Source organism: Bartonella australis AUST/NH1 (assembly GCF_000341355.1).
GTDB lineage: Bacteria > Pseudomonadota > Alphaproteobacteria > Rhizobiales > Rhizobiaceae > Bartonella > Bartonella australis.
Map to the genome: position 1 here is coordinate 1,333,636 of NC_020300.1, position 18,865 is coordinate 1,352,500.

Below are 18,865 nucleotides of genomic sequence, written 5' to 3' on the forward strand. Positions count from 1 at the left end.
CGATCGGGTTTATTTTATCCCTACGGCGCATTATTTTGGCAATATAATCCCGATCGGGTTCTTTTTATGACATCAACATCTGTCTTATTCAGAATCATCTTCCCAATTGGGCACAATTTTTTACTTAAGAGCCCATTTCTTAAACAAATCGTTTACGCCCACTGCATAAAAGCATCTTCGCCCCGATCTGTTTTTGCAAAAATTTTTCAATTTTAGCCGCAAAGCTTTGATCATTTTCAATCTTTATGTGCATTATATCTTCGTTGATATGAAATATCGAAAATTATATAAATACTTCTCACGCCATATTGTTCAGCCAATTTTGATCAATTGGCAATATTTTCAACCAGTGGTGTTACTCCTGCCCGCAGCGGATATACACACAGCCTCACAACAATTAAGCCCTAATTATACCCCGCACTGATCGTGATTTTAATTGGCAGAAAAGCTGAGTAATATCTTTTCAGATAAAACAGCCATCCCTCTCGCACCGAATATCAATCAGAATATGCGCATATCCGGACAATCTTTTGTGGGTTTAAGCCACTCCTCAGCATAAGCACGGCGCGTTATAATCACCCATGGGGAAAACTCTTCACAAGCGAATTATAGAACTTTAATTGCCGACTATCAATCTGAAAATCAATTAGAAATTCCCTATAGAAGCCAATTTTTTACAGCCATTAAGTCACATAATTTCGAAGAAGACAAACGCAAAACAGACGATGAATCTCAGGAATCCTAATATTTAGGAAGCGCAGCAAATATTAACTTTATTATGTACAGTGCCCATTTGCGCTTGTTAGCAGCAACGAATAACCGGACCAAAAAACTTTAGGCAATCAAAAAGTTCTGCAATATTTGCCCTCAATCACGCCTAAAAGAGGCTATCCACCTGCAGCTTAAGATTTTTCAATAAAAGAACAACAATTTGATATTGAAAATTTTACGCCCTTCCAAATAGGTGGGCTTCTGTTCGAAAACTTTACCACCAAAATTCTTCGCATATTTCACTCCCAGAACAAAGAGAGATTAAAACTCCCATCATTTCTGAGAATTTGGTACTTATTGCGGATCAAGAGGATTATAATTGCCATATTGCCGTCGCCAGGCTTCAGGGCGATCAAATTCACTTGACCATATCCCCACCCCAGCAATTTTGGCCGAATACTCAGTCTGTTTATACTGCGAAGGTGAAGGAAAATCCTTCTGATCTAGTGACAAGATCATCATACCTTCGGAAAGACCGAGGCGAGCGATGTCTACACCACTAACCAGACACTGAGCATAGTGAATTTGATTTACGACTTTTGCTGTTTGACAAACAACATTTTGATTCAACGTCTTTGTGACAAGCCAAGCGGTTGCAACGGAACCGCAAGGCCACTTAATGCCATTATACACAGCAAATTGACGCGGTTCACAAGATTCTACACCATATAAACGTACACGCCGCATAATTCTTTTCCGCCATGGTTCATCAACGGGTGTTATCATCTTGAAACTGCTTCCACTTGTTACCTGGATAAATCCAGAATAGACGGGGAGAGTCTCGTCTAATTTTATTGAATTATATATCGCCGTATCGTCCTCAACTTTTTTCTTTGTAGTCGTAATTTGATCTTTCATTATATTTTTTGATTGATAATCAGTAAGCAATTTTTGAGCAAAATTAGAATTTTGACTCAGTGTATAAAGGCCGCCTGCTATAATATAAACTAATATAATTCGTCTAAATAATGATTTTGATTTATTTCGATAAATTAACCGCATAATAAAATTTTGAAACGTCTAGTTTTGGAATTAGTAAAAAAATGAATCATTTATTAAAATCAAATGTAGCATAAATTAAAAGATTAGTTTATGAGGCTGCCATCCATCAATTAATTCAGTAATAAAGGGGGGGTCAAATGACCGTCAGTGGAAAAACAGTTGCGTTAAACACAAAAAAGAAGTGGTTCACGACGATATTTTTTTTGTTATTGTCGTTGGCCGTATTTATTGAACCATCATTTGCTCAAGGCCTTGGCAAAGTACAAAGCGCGCTTGACAAAATTGTTGATGCAATGACCGGCGGTATTGCAAAATCGATTGCGATTATAGCGGTTGCAGGTACCGGTATTGCATGGATTGCAGGCTATATAGAACTGCGTAAAGCTTTCTTTGTTTGTGTAGGTATTGCCATTATTTTTGGCGCCCCACAAATCGTTAATATGTTAATCACTACATAATCGGTTTCAGAGAATGAAAAAGCGTGATCAGCTTACAGAAGATACGCTCTTTTTGGCTTGCACGCGTCCAGCTATGATTGCTGGTGTAACCGTGGAAGCCATGGGCTTAAATGTGATAGCAACGTCCATAATCTTCATCATGTCAAGCAATATATTTCTTATTAGCTTTGGTGTTGTGACGCATTTCATTATGAAGGAAATCACCAAGAATGACCATAATAAATTCCGTATTCTTATGGTGTGGTTAAATACTCGTGGTCGCTCAAAAAATAGCAACCGTTGGGGAGGAGCAAGTGTCGCGCCGCTTCGTCTTATTCGTAATTATAAGGATATGAAATGAATATGACGCAGCGCAAGCGCGATCTCCAACCCGAATCAGTCATCCCTTATATCCGTCATGTGAATGATCACATTATAGCATTATCGTCGCGCGCTCTTATGACGGTTATTTCTCTTGAAGGAATTAATTTTGAAACCGCTGATATACGCGGTCTCAATATATTGCATGAACAATTGAATAATCTCTTTAAGAATATAGCCGATGAGCGTGTTGCAATTTACACTCATATCATTAGGCGGCGTGAAACAATTTACCCGGGCGGAACATTTAAATCGCAATTCACAAAACAATTAGATGACCATTATCGCGAAAGAATGGTGTCACAAGAATTATACAGAAACGATCTTTATCTCTCTCTTTTGTGGAATCCCAGTGTCGATAAAGCCGATACGCTTACTAAGTTTTTTAACCGTTTGCAAAAAGCTAAGAAAGACGGCACGGAAGCTGATGAAAACTCAATTCGTAAGCTCGATGAAATCACCACGGATTTAACGCAAGGCCTTGAGCATTATGGCGCAAAGAAGCTTGGCCTTTATGAACATGAAGGCAATATTTTTTCAGAACCTAGTGAATTTCTGCACCAATTAGTTGGCGGACGCTATGAAAGAGTACCTCTTACATGGGGAACGATAGCTTCTACTATTTATTCAGACCGCGTTATTTTTGGCAAAGAAATTATAGAAATTAGACATGAGGCGGGTTGTAAATTTGCCGGTATGTTTGGTTGGAAGGAATATCCGGCTAAAACCCGGTTAGGTATGACGGACGGCCTATTAACGCTCCCATTTGAATTTATTTTTACTCAGTCCTTTGTGTTCAAAAGCAAAAATACTGCAAAGCAGATTATGGGACGAAAACAAAATCAAATGATTAATTCAGGTGATAGAGCGGGGTCACAAATCGCTGAATTAGATGATGGGCTGGATGATCTTGAGTCTAACCGCTTCGTTTTAGGTGAACACCATTTGTCACTAGCGGTTTTTTCTACTAGTCCCCAAAATTTGAGCGATAATTTAGCGAAAGCCCGTGCTACTCTCACAGAAGGAGGAGCCGTTGTTGCGCGTGAAGATCTAGGACTAGAGGCCGCATTCTGGGCACAACTGCCTGGTAATTATTCCTATCGCGCGCGTTCAGGCGCTATCACCAGCCGAAATTACACCGCACTCTCGCCATTTCATTCTTTCCCAATTGGCAAAATTGATGGAAATGCTTGGGGGCCTGCTGTTGCTCTTATGAAAACATCAGCAGGTTCTCCATATTATTTTAATTTTCATTTTGGTGATTTGGGCAACACATTTGTCTGTGGGCCTTCTGGTTCTGGTAAAACTGTTATTGTTAATTTTCTGTTGGCACAGCTTCAAAAACATAATCCTCACATGGTATTTTTTGATAAAGACCGTGGCGCGGAACTTTTTGTGAGAGCGGGCGGCGGAAATTATATGTCGCTGAAAAATGGCAAACCGACGGGTTTAGCGCCTTTAAAAGGGTTAGATTATGAAAACCCTGAAAATAGAGTTTTTTTGCGTCAATGGATTACAAAACTTGTCTCAATTGGCGGGCAGACTGTCACGGAATTAGAGCGTCAAGATATTGCAACGGCTGTTGACCAATTGGCCCTATTGCCTAAAGAACAACGTACAATTTCCGCCTTGCAGATGTTTTTTGATACGACCCACAGAGAAGGTATAGCTGGACGTTTAGAACGCTGGCGCAAAAGTAGTGCACTAGGTTGGGTGTTCGATAATGATGACGATAGCGTAGGCGTTGATTCGAAATTTATCGGTTACGATATGACCGATTTTTTAGACAATGATGAAATACGGCCACCTTTAATGATGTACCTCTTTCATCGGGTGCTAGATCTGATAGACGGACGCCGAATCATTATTGTCATAGATGAGTTTTGGAAAGCGCTTGAAGATGATTCGTTTAAGGCATTTGCACAAGACCGACTCAAAACAATCCGTAAGCAAAATGGCTTAATGTTATTTGCAACACAATCCCCTAAAGACGCTCTCAATTCGACCATTGCCCATACCATTATAGAGCAGTGCCCGACACAAATTTATTTCCCCAACCAAAAGGGTAACCATGCAGATTATGTGGAAGGCTTCAAATTATCAGAGCGCGAATTTGAACTTATACAAACGGAACTGACCCGTGAGTCGCGGCGCTTTGTTGTTAAACAGGGGCATAATTCCGTTGTTGCGGAACTGAATTTGCGCGGCTTTGACGATGAAATAGCCATTCTCAGCGGCACTACACAAAATATCGAATTACTTGACGAAATCATCGACGAACTAAAAGACGACAACCCAGATATATGGCTTCCAATCTTTCAGGAAAGGAGAAAAAGGTGAATAGAATTATTTTAGCGGGGATAATCTTTTTGTCCTTTATTGGGACGATGCCAAGCGCATATGCGCAGCTTGCTACCTTTGATGCAGTTGCTGTTTCTAAGATGCTTGAGCAAATTGAGCAAGGTAAGAAACAGCTTGACCAATTAAGATCTCAAATTGGCGAAATGAAAAAGCTCTATGGGTCTCTCAACGGCATTACTGATCTGTCTTCGCTCCGAGATATGTTGAATAATAAAAATATCCAGGCAGCACTCCCACCCAATTTTAGCGATTTTGAAAAATTATTGAACGGCGAAAGCGATAAAGCAGCGAAATGGGGTGATAAATTTTCCTATAAAGAGCCCCCAGGTGGCGCAGGCTCAAAAGCCGCTGTTGATGAGTTTTACAGAAATGAACTTGCCAAAACAAAAAAGCAAAATCAAGGAATGGCTGCAACTGCTGAGACCGCTTATGATGCCGCTATCGAGACAAAAAATACGATAGAATCTCTGGCTCAAAAACTTAAAAATGCAGAAACCACTGCAGCGAAACAAGATATTCAAGCACAGCTAGCCGCCGCGCAAGCAATGCTGCAAACACAGTTATTGACATTGCAAGCGGCTACAATTCTAAAGCAATCTCAAGTTGAAGCGGCGAAAGTGCGTCAAGACGAAGAACACAAAGCGCGTTATTTAGATTATGCAAGACAACTCCGGGGAGAGTAATTTATGAAAAAATATTTTTTAATGATAACTATTCTTTTAGCACCATTATTCACAACTGCTTGTGAAAAAACATACTCGAAAGAAGAATTTAAAAAAACGAAACACTGCTCAATGAATGGTTGGCAAAATGCGGAATGGGGGGAACCTCCGAAAACTGTCAAAACGCAAGACTTGCTATTCAAGAAATAGAGCATGATCGTCTTTTTGGACCAAGCGAAGACTAATGCAAAAACGCTAATAGTAATTCGTACATGATGTAGGAACAACTGCAATTCTTCAACGATCTCAAGTTAAAGTGGCGAATGTCCGCTGACAAGACCAAGAACGCAAAGTGCGTTATTCAAATTTTACAACAACAACTCCGCGGAGGGTAATTTATGAAAAAATATTTTTTAATGATAACTGTTCTTTTGGCACCATTATTCACAACTGCTTGTGAAAAAACATACTCAAAAGAAGAATTTAAAAAAAACGAAGCATTGCTTAATGAATGGTCGATAAGATGCGGATTGGGAGGAGAATCTAAAAACTGTCAAAATGTACGATTAGCAGAAATGGAATTAAGGCGAGAACATTATTCAAAGCTTGCGAGAGAATTACGCGGAGAGAGTGATGAAAGCGAAAACAAAAATACGAATGATAATAAGTGAATGAAGTAGGAATAACTGCAATGCCTCAAATGACTATGTTTGGCACAATCTATAAAGCTTTAATGAAAGCTGTCGTGACAATCATGGATCAAGGCATTGCAGGATTTTTCCACGCTCTATCTGCGCCCGTAATAGTTTGTCCAACAATATATAGATTTTAACCAAACAAGATATGCAAGAACAGCTAGCTGCTTCGCAAACAATCTTGCAAGCAGCTACAATCCTTCAACAATCTCAAGTTGAAGCGGCGAAAGTGCGTCAAGACGAAGAACACAAAGCGCGTTATTTAGATTATGCAACAACAACTCCGCGGAGGGTAATTTATGAAAAAATATTTTTTAATGATAACTGTTCTTTTGGCACCATTATTCATAACTGCTTGTGAAAAAACATACTCAAAAGAAGAGTTTAAACAAAATAAAACATTGCGCAACGAATGGATAGCAAGATGCGGATGGGGAGGAGAATCTAAAAACTGCCAAAATGCACGATTAGCGGCAGAGGAATTAAGGCAAGAACGTGCTGCAGAAGCTATAAAGCGATTGCGCGGAGAGAGTGATGAAAGCGAAAACAAAAATACGAATAATCAATAAGCGAGTAAAGTAGACATAACTGCAATGCCTCAAATGACTATGCTCGGCACAATCTATAAAGCTTTAATGAAAGCTGTCGTGGCAATCATGAATCAAGGCATTGTAGGACTGTTCCCCACTCTATCTGCGCCCGTAATAGTTTGTCCAACAATATATAGATTTTAACCAAACGAGATATTCAAGAACAGCTGGCCGCTTTGCAAGCAATATTGCAAGCGGCTACAATTCTTCAACAATCTCAAGTTGAAGCGGCGAATATTCGCCAATGAGAAGAAGAACGCAAAGTGCGTTATTCAAATTTTGCAACAACAACTCCGCGGAGGGTAATTTATGAAAAAATATTTTTTAATGATAACTATTCTTTTAGCACCATTATTCACAACTGCTTGTGAAAAAACATACTCAAAAGAAGAGTTTAAACAAAATAAAACACTGCTCAATGAATGGTTAGCAAAATGCGGAATGGGGGGAACCTCTGAAAACTGTCAAAATGCAAGACTTGCGATTCAAGAAATAGAGCGTGATCGTTTTTTTGGACCCAGCAAAAAATAATGCAAAGACGCTAATAGTAATTAGTATATGATGTAGGAATAACTGCAATGCCTCAAATAATTATATTTGGCACAATCAATCAAGCTTTAATGAAAGCCTGTCGTGACAATCATGGATCAAGGCATTGCAGGACTGTTCCCCACTCTATTTGCGCCCATGATAGCTTGTCCAACAATATATAGATTTTAACCAAACAAGATATTCAAGCACAGATAACTGCTGCGCAAACAGTACTGCAAACATAATGATTAGCATCGCAAGCGACTACAATTCTTCAACAATCTCAAGTTGAAGCGGCGAATATCCGCCAATGAGAAGAAGAACGCAAAACGCGTTATTCAAATTTTACAATAACAACTCCGCGGAGGGTGATTTATGAAAAAATATTTTTTAATGATAACTGTTCTTTTGGCACCATTATTCATAACTGCTTGTGAAAAAACATTCTCAAAAGAAGAGTTTAAACAAAATAGAGCGTTGCTCAGTGAATGGTTAGCAAAATGCGGACTGGGGGGAAGCTCTGAAAATTGTCAAAATGCAAGAATCGCGATTCAAGAAATAGGCTACGATTTTTTTTTGGGAGCTAGTAAACAATAACCCAAACATATAAATAATAATGAGTGAATGAGGTAGGAATAACCGCAATGTCTAGCGCAACTAAAATAACCACGTTTGACACAATCGATAAAGCTTTAATGAAACCTATTGAGGCAACTATGGACCACGGCGTCGCAGGGCTTTCCGCCGCTCTATCTGCGCCCGTAACAGCTTGCGCAACAATATATATAGCCTTTATTGGCTACAATGTCATATATGGTCACTCATCAATGCCATTACGGGACTTTATATCAACAACTGTGAAATTGGCGATTATCGTCATGCTGACAACAAAAGCAGGCGAATATAATGTCTGGGTAAAAAATATATTCTTTGTCGACCTTCCTAATGCCATTACAGGCGTCATGAAATCTTCAACACCAGACTCAAATACGTGGGATACAATGATAAATAACGCAACTTCTGATATCGTTGAACAAACGACCGAAGCATCTATGCCGTGGGCTATAGGGACATGGATTGGCGGTACACTATGTATTCTTATTGCTTCAATCTTTTGCGTCATTGGGTTCATCGTTGCCACATTCGCCCAAATTGGACTTTCACTCATCTTATCATTAGGTCCATTGTTCATTAGTCTCTCTATGTTTTCAACGACACGACGTTTCACTGAAGCATGGATCGGCCAAGTAGCTCACTTTGTTATTCTGCAGATTTTAGTCATTTTACTTGGCGGCATATATGTTGATATCGCTATGGCGCTATTTAAAGGAGGTCTCAAAGAGGTTGCCACAACGCTGATGCAATTTACGATTATCGGAATATGTGGGGCGTTCCTTTTCCTGAATTTGCCTGCCATAGCATCAGCATTAGCTGACGGCGGTGCCTCACTTTCGAGTGGCGGTTTAAGCCAGAAAATTGGCAATACAGCGCAAAGAGGAGCAGCAAAGGCCGTAAGCAAAGGCCTTAATTTTGTAAAACTATTGAGGGGGTAGGTAATGCTACTTAAAAACATTGGGACCGGCTTATTACTCACCATTTTCATGAGCGGATGTGCTTCTTGGGATAAAATGGCATATCCGCTACCCAAATGTAACGGATATGCGAGGCGGCCGTTGAATAAATCAATGTGGGATTGGGACACAAAAAATCCACCATCAACGCCAATGCTGATGAACAATGATGCTGAAGCCTACCAATCCGGACAAGACGGTAGATTGAGTTCAATCTTGTCCAAAGACCTGACGCCAGAAGAAATTGAGTCATATAAAAATTGCGGGGAATGGCACGGTGAAAAGAAACGAATTTGAACGATATAAAGCTGAAGCGCGCTCCTTTGATCAAGATAGAATGCTCACTTTACACCGCATTACCCGTGCATCGCTTTGCGTTGCGGGCGTTGCGGTCGTTGCCGCTATTGCTTCTTCTCTTGCGATAATAGCTTTAACTCCATTAAAAACAGTCGAACCATTTGTTATCCGTGTTGATAATTCAACTGGAATTGTTGAAGTTGTGTCAGCCTTAAAAGATGGCCCCCAAAATATTGATGAAGCAGTAACAAGGTACTTTGCAGCGCAATATGTTCGTTCTCGTGAAGGGTTTGTTAATAGTGAAGCGGAAGAAAATTTCAAAATAGTTTCTCTCTTATCATCCCCCGAAGAACAACAGAGGTTCGCTCAATGGTTTGGGGCAAACAATCCTCAAAGCCCTCAATTATTATATCAAAATGCTGTGGCTACTATTTCTATCAAATCCATTTCATTTGTGAGTAAAAACGTCGTACAGGTCCGTTATTTCAGGACAATACGCAATAATGATAACAATACAGAAACAATCACGCATTGGGTTGCGACCCTGACTTTTGAATATGTCAATGCTTCAATTTCAACTCAAGATCGCCTTGTAAATCCATTAGGCTTTGTTGTGCGCGAATATCACGCTGATCCAGAGGTAGTAAACTAATGCTGAAGAAAATTTTATTCCCTGTTTTTTTTGGCGTTATTGTTATTTGTTCTAATATAACAATAGGATATAGCGAAGTTTCCCCCATACGGGCTAAAGGAGATAATAGAGTTCGTTTTGTCAATTATGATGCTTATAATGTAACTGAAATTGTTGGTTCTATTAGGTCCTCTGTACAAATTGAATTTGCACAAGACGAAGAAATAGCACATGTAGCAATAGGCAATTCAATCGCCTGGGAAGTCGCCCCCGCGGGAAATATAGTTTTTTTAAAACCTCGTGAAGTTCAGCCAATAACAAATCTTCAAATTGTCACAACGAGACGCGATGGATCAAAAAGGTCGTATCAATTTGAACTGAAGGTAAGAGATGGCCCTGTATCATTAGGAAATGAGACATATTTCCTTGTAAAATTTCGCTATCCAGAAGATGAAGCAGCACAAAGGCGCTTAGAAGCACAAATAAGAAAAACCGAACTAAAAGAACAATGGGCTGACAACGTCCTTAATATTCATGAACAATATGGCCCGCGTAATTGGGCTTATTCGGCTCAAGGGACATATATTCTTGAACCAAAATCTGTCTATGATAATGGCAAAACTACAACTTTTACCTTCTCGGGCAATGAAGACATACCGGCAATTTACGTCGTTGGCTCAGATGGCAAAGAATCCCTCGTTCCTAAATCAATAAAGGGAAATATGGTTATCGTCCACGCAATTGGACCCCAGTTTATCCTAAGACGTGGGAAAGATGTTTTGTGTATTTTTAATGAAGCATATCGCCCGGAAGGAATAAATCCAGAAACGGGGACCATTTCACCGTCGGTTAAACGCGAAATTGCTATCGGTAACGCAGGATAAATCAATGATTAATGATAATGATGAAATAATTACCGAAGATCGCGGAACAATTAATGACGGCCGCAAAAATACATCAACCCAACCTAAAACAAAAGCTGTCGTAGTCTTAGTGATTATAAGTTTCTGCGGCTATATGCTTTGGAATATTCTTTCTGCTAATACAACTCCAGAAACCGTGGAAATTCCAAAACAAGGTGAAATCGGCCAATCTAATGGTTTTATCGCTCCACCTCCCCCGCCCGAACCGCTAGTATTAGCAACACCATCCTCCACACCTCCCTTAGGACACGTAATATTGCCAAGACCTGGAGAAGAGAGAAATTCTAAAATTGAAGAAACCGACCCATTACTTGATTCAGCACGTCGCGCGCCCGTACTTGCATTTTCTAATAATTCTCACGCAGAAACTCATGGAATAAATGAGAATATTTTGCCTACTATACCCCAAATACCCAACAAAGATGCAATGAGCTTCGCCAGCCTCCTGGAGCCAAGACAAATTAGCGGCACAAAAGCCCAATATATAGGCAATAGAAACTATATTATCTCTATGGGAACATCAATTCCATGCATATTAGAAACAGCGTTGAACAGCGATCAACCGGGCTTTACGAGTTGTGTCATCAATCGCGATATTTTATCAGATAATGGCCGTGTTGTTTTGTTGGATAAGGGAACTCAAGTCGTCGGTGAATACAGAGGCGGCTTGCATCAAGGCCAAGCGCGCCTTTTTGTTCTTTGGACAAGAGCAAAAACGCCAAATGGAGTTGTAGTCAATCTTGATTCACCTGCTACTGATAATTTAGGGCGTGCTGGATTTGATGGCCGCGTAAACCAACATTGGTGGCAAAGATTTGGGTCAGCATTACTCCTCTCCGTAGTCGGCGACGCAACGAAGATGCTTGTCGACAAAATCAAAAATGACAATATTCAAATCAATGGCCTGAGCAATGCAGGAAAAGAAGCAGCTAGCATTGCTCTTGAAAATCAAATTAATATTCCCCCCACACTAGAAAAACACCAAGGTGAATTGGTCAATATCTTTGTCGCACGAGACATAAATTTTTCTTCTGTCTACAGATTGGCTGTAACTGAGAGAAAAAACACAATTTATAAACGTGCTGTATTTGGCAATTTTTACCCTAATCCTTCAGTTTTGCAAAAGTAATCAACTATGTTAGATGCTCAAAAATCCGAACGCGCCGCCGTTGTATTAGCCAAATTGCGCCTGCTAGATGATTATCTCAATGACGAAGAATTGTTTGAAATTGTCGTGAATCGTCCCGGTGAAATTATGGTAGAAGGACCTGGAGGTTGGCAAACCCACCAACTTGAAGCGTTAACTTATGATGAGTTAGCAGGAATAGCAAAAGTCGTCGCTGCCTACACAATGCAAAAAATCAGCGCTGAGAACCCTATCTTATCCGCAACATTGCCTAATAATGAACGCATTCAAATAGTGCTTCCCCCCGCCATGGCGCCAAACACTATAAGCATGACAATCCGTAAACCATCATCGCGAACCTTTACACTTGAAGAATTGGACGATAAAGGATTATTTTCAGTAACTGAATGCGTAAGTTTTACGCCCATAGATCAAATGGCTGAACGGCTAGAGGAACTGAAAGACGACGAGCGAGAATTAACTCGTTTATTTATCGAAAAAAATTTTTTAGGTTTTTTAGACAAAGCAGTCTTTACACAGCAAAATATTTTAATTTCCGGTAAAACCGGTTCTGGTAAAACTACACTCTCAAAAGCTTTAATCGCCAAAATCCCCGAAGATGAACGAATTTTAACCATCGAAGATACACCAGAACTTATTGTTCCCCACGCAAACAAAGTTCAATTATTCTACTCCAAAGACAATCAAGGTCTAGCAAAAGCTGGTGCCAAAGAATTACTTGAATCTGGTTTACGGATGCGGCCGGATAGAATATTGCTGCAAGAATTACGTGACGGCACTGCTTTTTATTATATCCGCAATGTCAATTCTGGACACCCTGGATCAATCACAACCGTTCATGCTTCGTCGGCTTTATCCGCATTCGAACAAATGACACTCCTTGTAAAAGAAAGTGACGGCGGTGGCGATTTAGCGAGAGATGATATCCGTGGTTTATTGATTTCAATGATTGACGTCATCATTCAATGTAAGCGTTTGGAAGGAAAATTTCGTGTAACTGAAATTTATTTTGATCCCTTTAAACGTAGAGACGCATTTTAAGCCGCAAACTACCAGTCCCTATTCTGCTGAAGCAAACAAACCAGCAGATATTTTTTGCGACTTTTTCTATCTTAAAGCGATGAAAGGAATGTTTCCTCACCCCTTCGCTTCTACCCCCCGCCGAAGCGGGGAAGCGGCTACCATATCTGATGGCGTATTTGTTGAAAAATATAGTTTTTTGCCACTATCTGTTAAGGAATTGGGTGCGGTAGATTATGTAACAATAGCCCTTCAATATTTCAGTTCTGATTACCCCCGACACTTATCGAAATTGAATGATGCAGAAAAACTTAATCCTACCTTCTCAGATGAAAATGCCGTCCGCATTACAGTTGAAAATCAACTAGAGTAGCTCGTCCCCAAGCAATCTTTATAGGCTCAAGTCACTCAATGAAAAAAGAGCTTATTACGCAGGCCTGCCTTTTAGTTAAAGCTACCGCTTGTACATATTAAAATGCAAAAGATTGGAGATAAAAGCGGCAAGAAGAAATACACGCAGTGCCTAAGTCGCTCTTCGCGCCGGCTTTCAACTAGAAGCGATATTTAAAAATCACCGCTTGGACGGACTCAGTCGCGTCGATGATATATGTATATATCACTACCCTCTGTGACTAACCACGGCAATCAACCCTGGATTACAAAGAGACTCTTCCCAAGAAGCATTATGAGATATCTCCTTGAGAGAGAAAAACTTTAAAGCTAATTGGCTCGCTTAAAAAATCGACTTGGCGAATTTTATTGCGTAGCTTGTCTTAACTGCGTCACAGGAATTCCACCTATTCCCCAATTATCCGTTTCTACTTCCTCGATAATGACGACTGTCGTCTTGGGGTTTTTACCTAAGACGTCCACTAATAGTTGCGTAGCGCCCTCCATGAGCCGACGTTTTTGTTCAGCAGTAACACCTTCTTTGATAATTTTAATATTTACGTAAGGCATAAGTCTTTTGTTCCTTAAACTAAAATTTAAAACCAATTAAATATTCTAAACTTAAATCTTCATTTCTCCAAAACCTCGCTGTACTACCCATTGATAAAGACAAAGCTCTCCAGGAGCAGGATCAAAATTTTCGACTATATCATCACAGTATGTTGTGATTTGGCGTACAACTATATTCACAAAAAGATGAAAAAGCTGATCCACTGCACGAAAACTCGCACCTATATCAGTTTAGATCAATCAATGAGGGCTCTATGGGGTCTTAGGTAAAAAAACTCATACAGAATGGTCATGCCTTCCAAGACACTTAGACCACAAGTTCTCGCTCCTATAATAGCAACAATTTGTCGCCTCTTTCCCCTCTTTGCACTTTGATTCAAAGTGTCTTATTTCTTCGCTTCTTGATAATTTCGTATAAAAATACCAAAGCAGATCCCCGTACCGGCAAACAGCGCAAGCGCTCCACACAAAATAGAAAAATTAATGTCTCTCGCCGCAAACCAGCTAACAAATAAAGGCCCCGAAATTTGACCAATACCGTAAGTAAGCGTTACCAGCCCAAGTAAATTAATCCCACGAGGTGCATCTAACCGCCGGGCCAAGGGCATAACCAACGAAGTGGTCCCCACAAAGGTAACACCAAAACCGATAGTGCTCAGCAAAACTAAAAAAGAAGAAGTATGGAAGGATATAAGGAGAACACTCATACCCTGAAGAAATAAATTAACCGAAAGACAGATTAAAATATTCCAATATTGCGTAGCCCATAACCAAACAAAACAACTAGGGATAACAGCTAAACCAACTAAAGACCACACATGCTTCGCTAAAAATGGAGACGGATAGGTTTGTGCAATTAAAGGTAAATAAGTTGCGACAATAATATAACCAAACCCTGCCAACCCGTATAATAAAGCTAGTAACCACCAAGAAATTTTTTCATGACCTGGCCGGATACTCAAATTTTGGGCGTTTTGATCATAATTTTGTGGCGCTAAAAAGAAGAGTAATAATAGCAAAATAAGAGAGATGATACTCCCGCCTATCCATAACTCTACCGAATTTAGAGCCTGTCCTACCCCAGCTATTACAAATTCGTTTCCCAATAAAATCCCGGCACCTACTCCTGCATAAAGCGAAGCAATTACATAAAAATTATGTGTATGCCGCATAACGAGAATTGATCCGAAAATCATCATGGCTGAGCTAGCAATACCTGCAGCAAAACGAAAAGCTAAAAGTAATGGAAAAATCGGCGTAAGTGCCATCGCAAAAAGCAGTACGCTCGTTGCAATAGCCGCAGCACATAACATCCGCAATGTATGAGAATTATGCCCAAACTTAGTAAAAGCGAAAAATAAGCTGCCTACTAAATAACCAATATAGTTAGCACTAGCGATATAGGATAACTGAGCAAGATTCAGCCCTTCTTCTTTCAGCATCACAGGCAATATGGGGGTATAAAGAAATCGCCCTAAACCTATTCCAACAGCTAATATAACCGTGCTAAATATAATAATTTTGAGATAATAATAAACGTCCCCACCCTCGCTTTTCATACCATATCCTACGTTTTTAGAATCGACAAATAAGTTATATTAGTGATTTTCCTAGCCAAAAAAGTACTTCCCTTACATGCTGCTTTTTAGTTGGTCAATTTATTAAATTTTGCCCTCTCATTCATCCACCGACTTTTTTCCACCGATGGAGTAGTTTATATTTCTGGGCCTCTGCTGAGAAAGATGCTTTGAGGCTATGAAGTGATTTGATTTGGGTTTAGTTTTTTGGCTATGCGGAGATGGGGATTTGAGTTTTGGGCTTTACAAAATAGTCGCAACAACAAACGCGGCGAGAAAGACAAAGCTTGATTGCTACTCAAATATTTTAGCAACGAACCTCTAATCAAGGGCGCTATCGCAATAATTTTATAGCGACGATTGAGTGGTAAGCTCACTTTTTGGCTTTCCATGAGTTTAAAGGGACGCTTTCAGGGCTTGCTTTCTGTAGTTTTTTGTTTTGTTTAGAGGGTGCAGCATTATAGTTTGGAGGAGATTTGTTAGACAATATATAGGAGATGATCTGTGAAGCGCATCCATTCTCTGCAAAAAACGGGAGAGGAGAAGGTTGTTAATGTTTGTTCTATAAATAACTCTTATAGTCGTTAATAACTATAAGAATAGCTCTCAATCAGTGCCTATCTCCCTTCCCAAGCCTATCACTTTTACACTTTAGTTTATTTTCTAGAGGATTTTGGCCTTATAGTGGTATATTCAAGGTAAATTCCGCATAAATTATGCTGACAGCCCCCTCACGTAAACTAACCTTTATATTTAAACAAAAACAATATTATGATACGTACTTAACTTCATTTTTAATATAAAGTATAAATCCAACAATACATAATAACGCTGGTAATTAACGACTATATGATGTTTCTTCTCTTATATTTTATTTATAAGAACTGCAGTCCCTAACTGCGGGGATCCCGTAACAGCTGACGCTTTGGAATGGGAAGAGAAGGCAAGTTCTGTTCCAAACGCTCATAAAAATCCATCACTTATCGTGCTGTTGATAATCTGGCCAATGTCTATCTAACAGCGCTGTTTTCAACTTGGTTGGACTGGATTTTTAGGGATAAGGCTTGCACAGTGGGATTGATTGGTTGCTCTCATCTGACGAGATCGGCATCTCATTTGATGAGAGCTTTTTTGTGGTTGTATAATTTGGTTGCGGGGGCAGGATTTGAACCTGCGGCCTTCAGGTTATGAGCCTGACGAGCTACCGGGCTGCTCCACCCCGCGACACGAGGTTTTATCGAAGATAAAAACGGCACTATTCCAAAGATGGCGGTGACATTTTTGATTGTCTTTTTCTTCGCCTTTTTTTGAGATTGCGAGAGATTTTCTTTCTATGCGCTTAGCAGACCTGGCAGCGACTTACTCTCCCGTGCCTTAAGGCAAAGTACCATCAGCGCTGGAACGTTTCACGGCCGAGTTCGGGATGGGATCGGGTGCAGGCGCTCCGCCATAACCACCAGGTCAGCGAAGAGCATAGAAAGGGGAGAAACTGGTAATTTGCTTATATTGAGAATGAACAGAGGAAATGGGAACGATCAAGCCTATCGAACGATTAGTATCAGTAAGCTTCATATGTTACCATACTTCCACACCTGACCTATCAACGTGGTGGTCTACCACGGTTCTCAGGGAATACTCGTTTTCAGGTGGGTTTCCCGCTTAGATGCCTTCAGCGGTTATCCCGTCCGTATATAGCTACCCTGCTATGCGGCTGGCGCCACAACAGGTCCACCAGAGATACGTCCATCCCGGTCCTCTCGTACTAGGGACAGATCCTGTCAATATTCCTACACCCACGGCAGATAGGGACCGAACTGTCTCACGACGTTCTGAACCCAACTCACGTACCGCTTTAAATGGCGAACAGCCATACCCTTGGGACCTGCTCCAGCCCCAGGATGCGATGAGTCGACATCGAGGTGCCAAACAACCCCGTCGATATGGACTCTTGGGGGTCATCAGCCTGTTATCCCCGGCGTACCTTTTATCCGTTGAGCGATGGCCCTTCCACACGGGACCACCGGATCACTATGACCGTCTTTCGACTCTGCTCGACTTGTCAGTCTTACAGTCAGGCAGGCTTATGCCATTGCACTCAACAAACGATTTCCGACCGTTCTGAGCCTACCATCGCGCGCCTCCGTTACTCTTTAGGAGGCGACCGCCCCAGTCAAACTACCCACCATACACGGTCCCGAATCCGGATAACGGACTGCGGTTAGACATCCATATCGGTAAGGGTGGTATTTCAAGGATGACTCCACAAAGGCTGACGCCCCTGCTTCAAAGTCTACCACCTATCCTACACATACAGACACAAATGCCAGTGTAAAGCTATAGTAAAGGTGCACGGGGTCTTTCCGTCTAACCGCAGGAACCCCGCATCTTCACGGGGAGTTCAATTTCACTGAGTCTACGTTGGAGACAGCGGGGAAGTCGTTACGCCATTCGTGCAGGTCGGAACTTACCCGACAAGGAATTTCGCTACCTTAGGACCGTTATAGTTACGGCCGCCGTTTACTGGGGCTTCAATTCAATGCTTGCACATCTCCTCTTAACCTTCCAGCACCGGGCAGGCGTCAGACCCTATACGTCGTCTTGCGACTTCGCAGAGCCCTGTGTTTTTGGTAAACAGTCGCTACCCCCTGGTCTGTGCCACCCTCTACCGGTTGCCCGATAAAGGGTCACGCTTCTTCCGAAGTTACGCGTGCATTTTGCCGAGTTCCTTCAACGTAGTTCTCTCAAGCGCCTTAGTATTCTCTACCAGTCCACCTGTGTCGGTTTCGGGTACGGTCTATAAGTGGGAGCTATTTCCTGGAACCGCTTCGCTGCAAGATCAATCCAATAAGACCTCACAACATACGCGATCCGTCACTTCCCACAGGTCCACGAATATTAACGTGGTTCCCATCGACTACGCCTTTCGGCCTCGCCTTAGGGGCCGACTCACCCTGCTCAGATTAACTTTAAGCAGGAACCCTTGGACTTTCGGCGAGGGAGTCTCTCACTCCCTTTATCGTTACTCATGTCAGCATTCTCACTTCCGATACCTCCAGGAGCTCTCACGAGTCTCCCTTCACAGGCTTACGGAACGCTCCGCTACCACTTACTCATAAGAGTAAATCCACAGCTTCGGTGTATGGCTTTAGCCCCGTTACATTTTCGGCGCAGGGACCCTTATTTAGACCAGTGAGCTGTTACGCTTTCTTTAAATGATGGCTGCTTCTAAGCCAACATCCTGGTTGTTTTGGGATCCTCACATCCTTTCCCACTTAGCCATAACTTGGGGACCTTAGATGGTGGTTAGGG

The 18,865-nt window shown here is 41.2% G+C and carries 19 protein-coding genes, 1 tRNA gene and 2 rRNA genes (1 of these 22 cut by a window edge); 16 read left to right on the plus strand and 6 right to left on the minus strand.

The genetic code is table 11. The features are described 5' to 3' along the window. Positions 1-1,065: 1,065 nt before the first annotated feature. Entirely contained in the window at positions 1,066-1,773 is a 708-nt protein-coding gene (locus BANH1_RS05735; protein WP_015398427.1) for a nuclease (SNase-like), read from the minus strand. A 137-nt stretch (positions 1,774-1,910) separates the two neighbouring features. On the opposite strand from BANH1_RS05735, the gene BANH1_RS05740 reads away from it, so the two are divergent. The 16 genes from BANH1_RS05740 (at position 1,911) to BANH1_RS05810 (ending at position 13,392) form a co-directional block, all read left to right on the plus strand. Further along, on the plus strand, positions 1,911-2,231 hold the full coding sequence (locus BANH1_RS05740; protein WP_015398428.1) for a TrbC/VirB2 family protein: 321 nt from the start codon (positions 1,911-1,913) through the stop codon (positions 2,229-2,231). A gap of 13 nt (positions 2,232-2,244) precedes the next feature. Beyond that, positions 2,245-2,571, plus strand: coding sequence for a VirB3 family type IV secretion system protein (locus BANH1_RS05745; RefSeq protein ID WP_015398429.1), 327 nt, complete (start codon positions 2,245-2,247; stop codon positions 2,569-2,571). A gap of 2 nt (positions 2,572-2,573) precedes the next feature. Beyond that, on the plus strand, positions 2,574-4,931 hold the full coding sequence (locus BANH1_RS05750; RefSeq protein WP_187287507.1) for a VirB4 family type IV secretion/conjugal transfer ATPase: 2,358 nt from the start codon (positions 2,574-2,576) through the stop codon (positions 4,929-4,931). Continuing rightward, positions 4,928-5,635, plus strand: a complete 708-nt coding sequence (locus tag BANH1_RS05755; protein WP_015398431.1) for a type IV secretion system protein — start codon at positions 4,928-4,930, stop codon at positions 5,633-5,635. Before BANH1_RS05750 ends, BANH1_RS05755 begins: the two co-directional genes overlap by 4 nt. A gap of 3 nt (positions 5,636-5,638) precedes the next feature. Further along, positions 5,639-5,824, plus strand: a complete 186-nt coding sequence (locus BANH1_RS07260) for an EexN family lipoprotein (protein WP_244427661.1) — start codon at positions 5,639-5,641, stop codon at positions 5,822-5,824. Positions 5,825-6,012: 188 nt separating this feature from the next. Then, positions 6,013-6,285 carry an EexN family lipoprotein gene (locus BANH1_RS05760; RefSeq protein WP_015398432.1) on the plus strand — a complete coding sequence of 91 codons (273 nt, stop codon included), beginning with the start codon at positions 6,013-6,015 and terminating at the stop codon, positions 6,283-6,285. A gap of 323 nt (positions 6,286-6,608) precedes the next feature. Continuing rightward, positions 6,609-6,878, plus strand: a complete 270-nt coding sequence (locus BANH1_RS05765; protein ID WP_051039107.1) for an EexN family lipoprotein — start codon at positions 6,609-6,611, stop codon at positions 6,876-6,878. A 330-nt stretch (positions 6,879-7,208) separates the two neighbouring features. Then, positions 7,209-7,430: an EexN family lipoprotein gene (locus tag BANH1_RS05770; protein ID WP_015398433.1), complete on the plus strand. Its 222-nt coding sequence runs from the start codon at positions 7,209-7,211 to the stop codon at positions 7,428-7,430. A gap of 375 nt (positions 7,431-7,805) precedes the next feature. Next, the gene (locus tag BANH1_RS05775) at positions 7,806-8,027 is read left to right on the plus strand and encodes an EexN family lipoprotein (RefSeq protein ID WP_015398434.1); all 222 of its coding nucleotides are present in this window, start codon (positions 7,806-7,808) and stop codon (positions 8,025-8,027) included. Positions 8,028-8,074: 47 nt separating this feature from the next. Next, entirely contained in the window at positions 8,075-8,983 is a 909-nt protein-coding gene (locus BANH1_RS05780; RefSeq protein WP_015398435.1) for a TrbL/VirB6 family protein, read from the plus strand. A gap of 3 nt (positions 8,984-8,986) precedes the next feature. Beyond that, a complete protein-coding gene (locus tag BANH1_RS05785) occupies positions 8,987-9,298 on the plus strand; it encodes a hypothetical protein (RefSeq protein WP_015398436.1) in 312 nt (103 codons plus the stop codon). Then, positions 9,279-9,950: a VirB8 family type IV secretion system protein gene (locus tag BANH1_RS05790; protein ID WP_015398437.1), complete on the plus strand. Its 672-nt coding sequence runs from the start codon at positions 9,279-9,281 to the stop codon at positions 9,948-9,950. The genes BANH1_RS05785 and BANH1_RS05790 overlap by 20 nt, the downstream gene beginning before the upstream one ends. Then, positions 9,950-10,813 (plus strand): P-type conjugative transfer protein VirB9, encoded by an 864-nt coding sequence (gene virB9, locus BANH1_RS05795; RefSeq protein WP_015398438.1) that lies wholly within the window; start codon positions 9,950-9,952, stop codon positions 10,811-10,813. Before BANH1_RS05790 ends, virB9 begins: the two co-directional genes overlap by 1 nt. A 4-nt stretch (positions 10,814-10,817) precedes the next feature. Next, positions 10,818-11,981, plus strand: coding sequence for a type IV secretion system protein VirB10 (gene virB10 / locus BANH1_RS05800; RefSeq protein ID WP_015398439.1), 1,164 nt, complete (start codon positions 10,818-10,820; stop codon positions 11,979-11,981). Between the two features lie 6 nt (positions 11,982-11,987). Continuing rightward, positions 11,988-13,040: a P-type DNA transfer ATPase VirB11 gene (gene virB11, locus BANH1_RS05805; protein ID WP_015398440.1), complete on the plus strand. Its 1,053-nt coding sequence runs from the start codon at positions 11,988-11,990 to the stop codon at positions 13,038-13,040. Then, complete coding sequence (locus BANH1_RS05810; RefSeq protein ID WP_041583091.1) at positions 13,009-13,392, plus strand: hypothetical protein; 384 nt, start codon at positions 13,009-13,011, stop codon at positions 13,390-13,392. Before virB11 ends, BANH1_RS05810 begins: the two co-directional genes overlap by 32 nt. 383 nt (positions 13,393-13,775) lie before the next feature. On the opposite strand, the gene BANH1_RS05815 is transcribed toward BANH1_RS05810, so the two are convergent. From BANH1_RS05815 to BANH1_RS05835, 5 genes are all read right to left on the minus strand, one after another. Continuing rightward, positions 13,776-13,979 (minus strand): 2-hydroxymuconate tautomerase family protein, encoded by a 204-nt coding sequence (locus BANH1_RS05815; protein ID WP_015398441.1) that lies wholly within the window; start codon positions 13,977-13,979, stop codon positions 13,776-13,778. A gap of 386 nt (positions 13,980-14,365) precedes the next feature. Next, positions 14,366-15,538, minus strand: coding sequence for a YbfB/YjiJ family MFS transporter (locus tag BANH1_RS05820; protein WP_015398442.1), 1,173 nt, complete (start codon positions 15,536-15,538; stop codon positions 14,366-14,368). 1,165 nt (positions 15,539-16,703) lie between these two features. Continuing rightward, a tRNA-Met gene (locus BANH1_RS05825) sits at positions 16,704-16,780 on the minus strand. Between the two features lie 122 nt (positions 16,781-16,902). Beyond that, positions 16,903-17,017: ribosomal RNA gene (rrf, locus tag BANH1_RS05830) — 5S ribosomal RNA — on the minus strand. A 70-nt stretch (positions 17,018-17,087) separates the two neighbouring features. Beyond that, positions 17,088-18,865, minus strand: a 23S ribosomal RNA gene (locus BANH1_RS05835) (it continues 1,034 nt past the right edge of the window).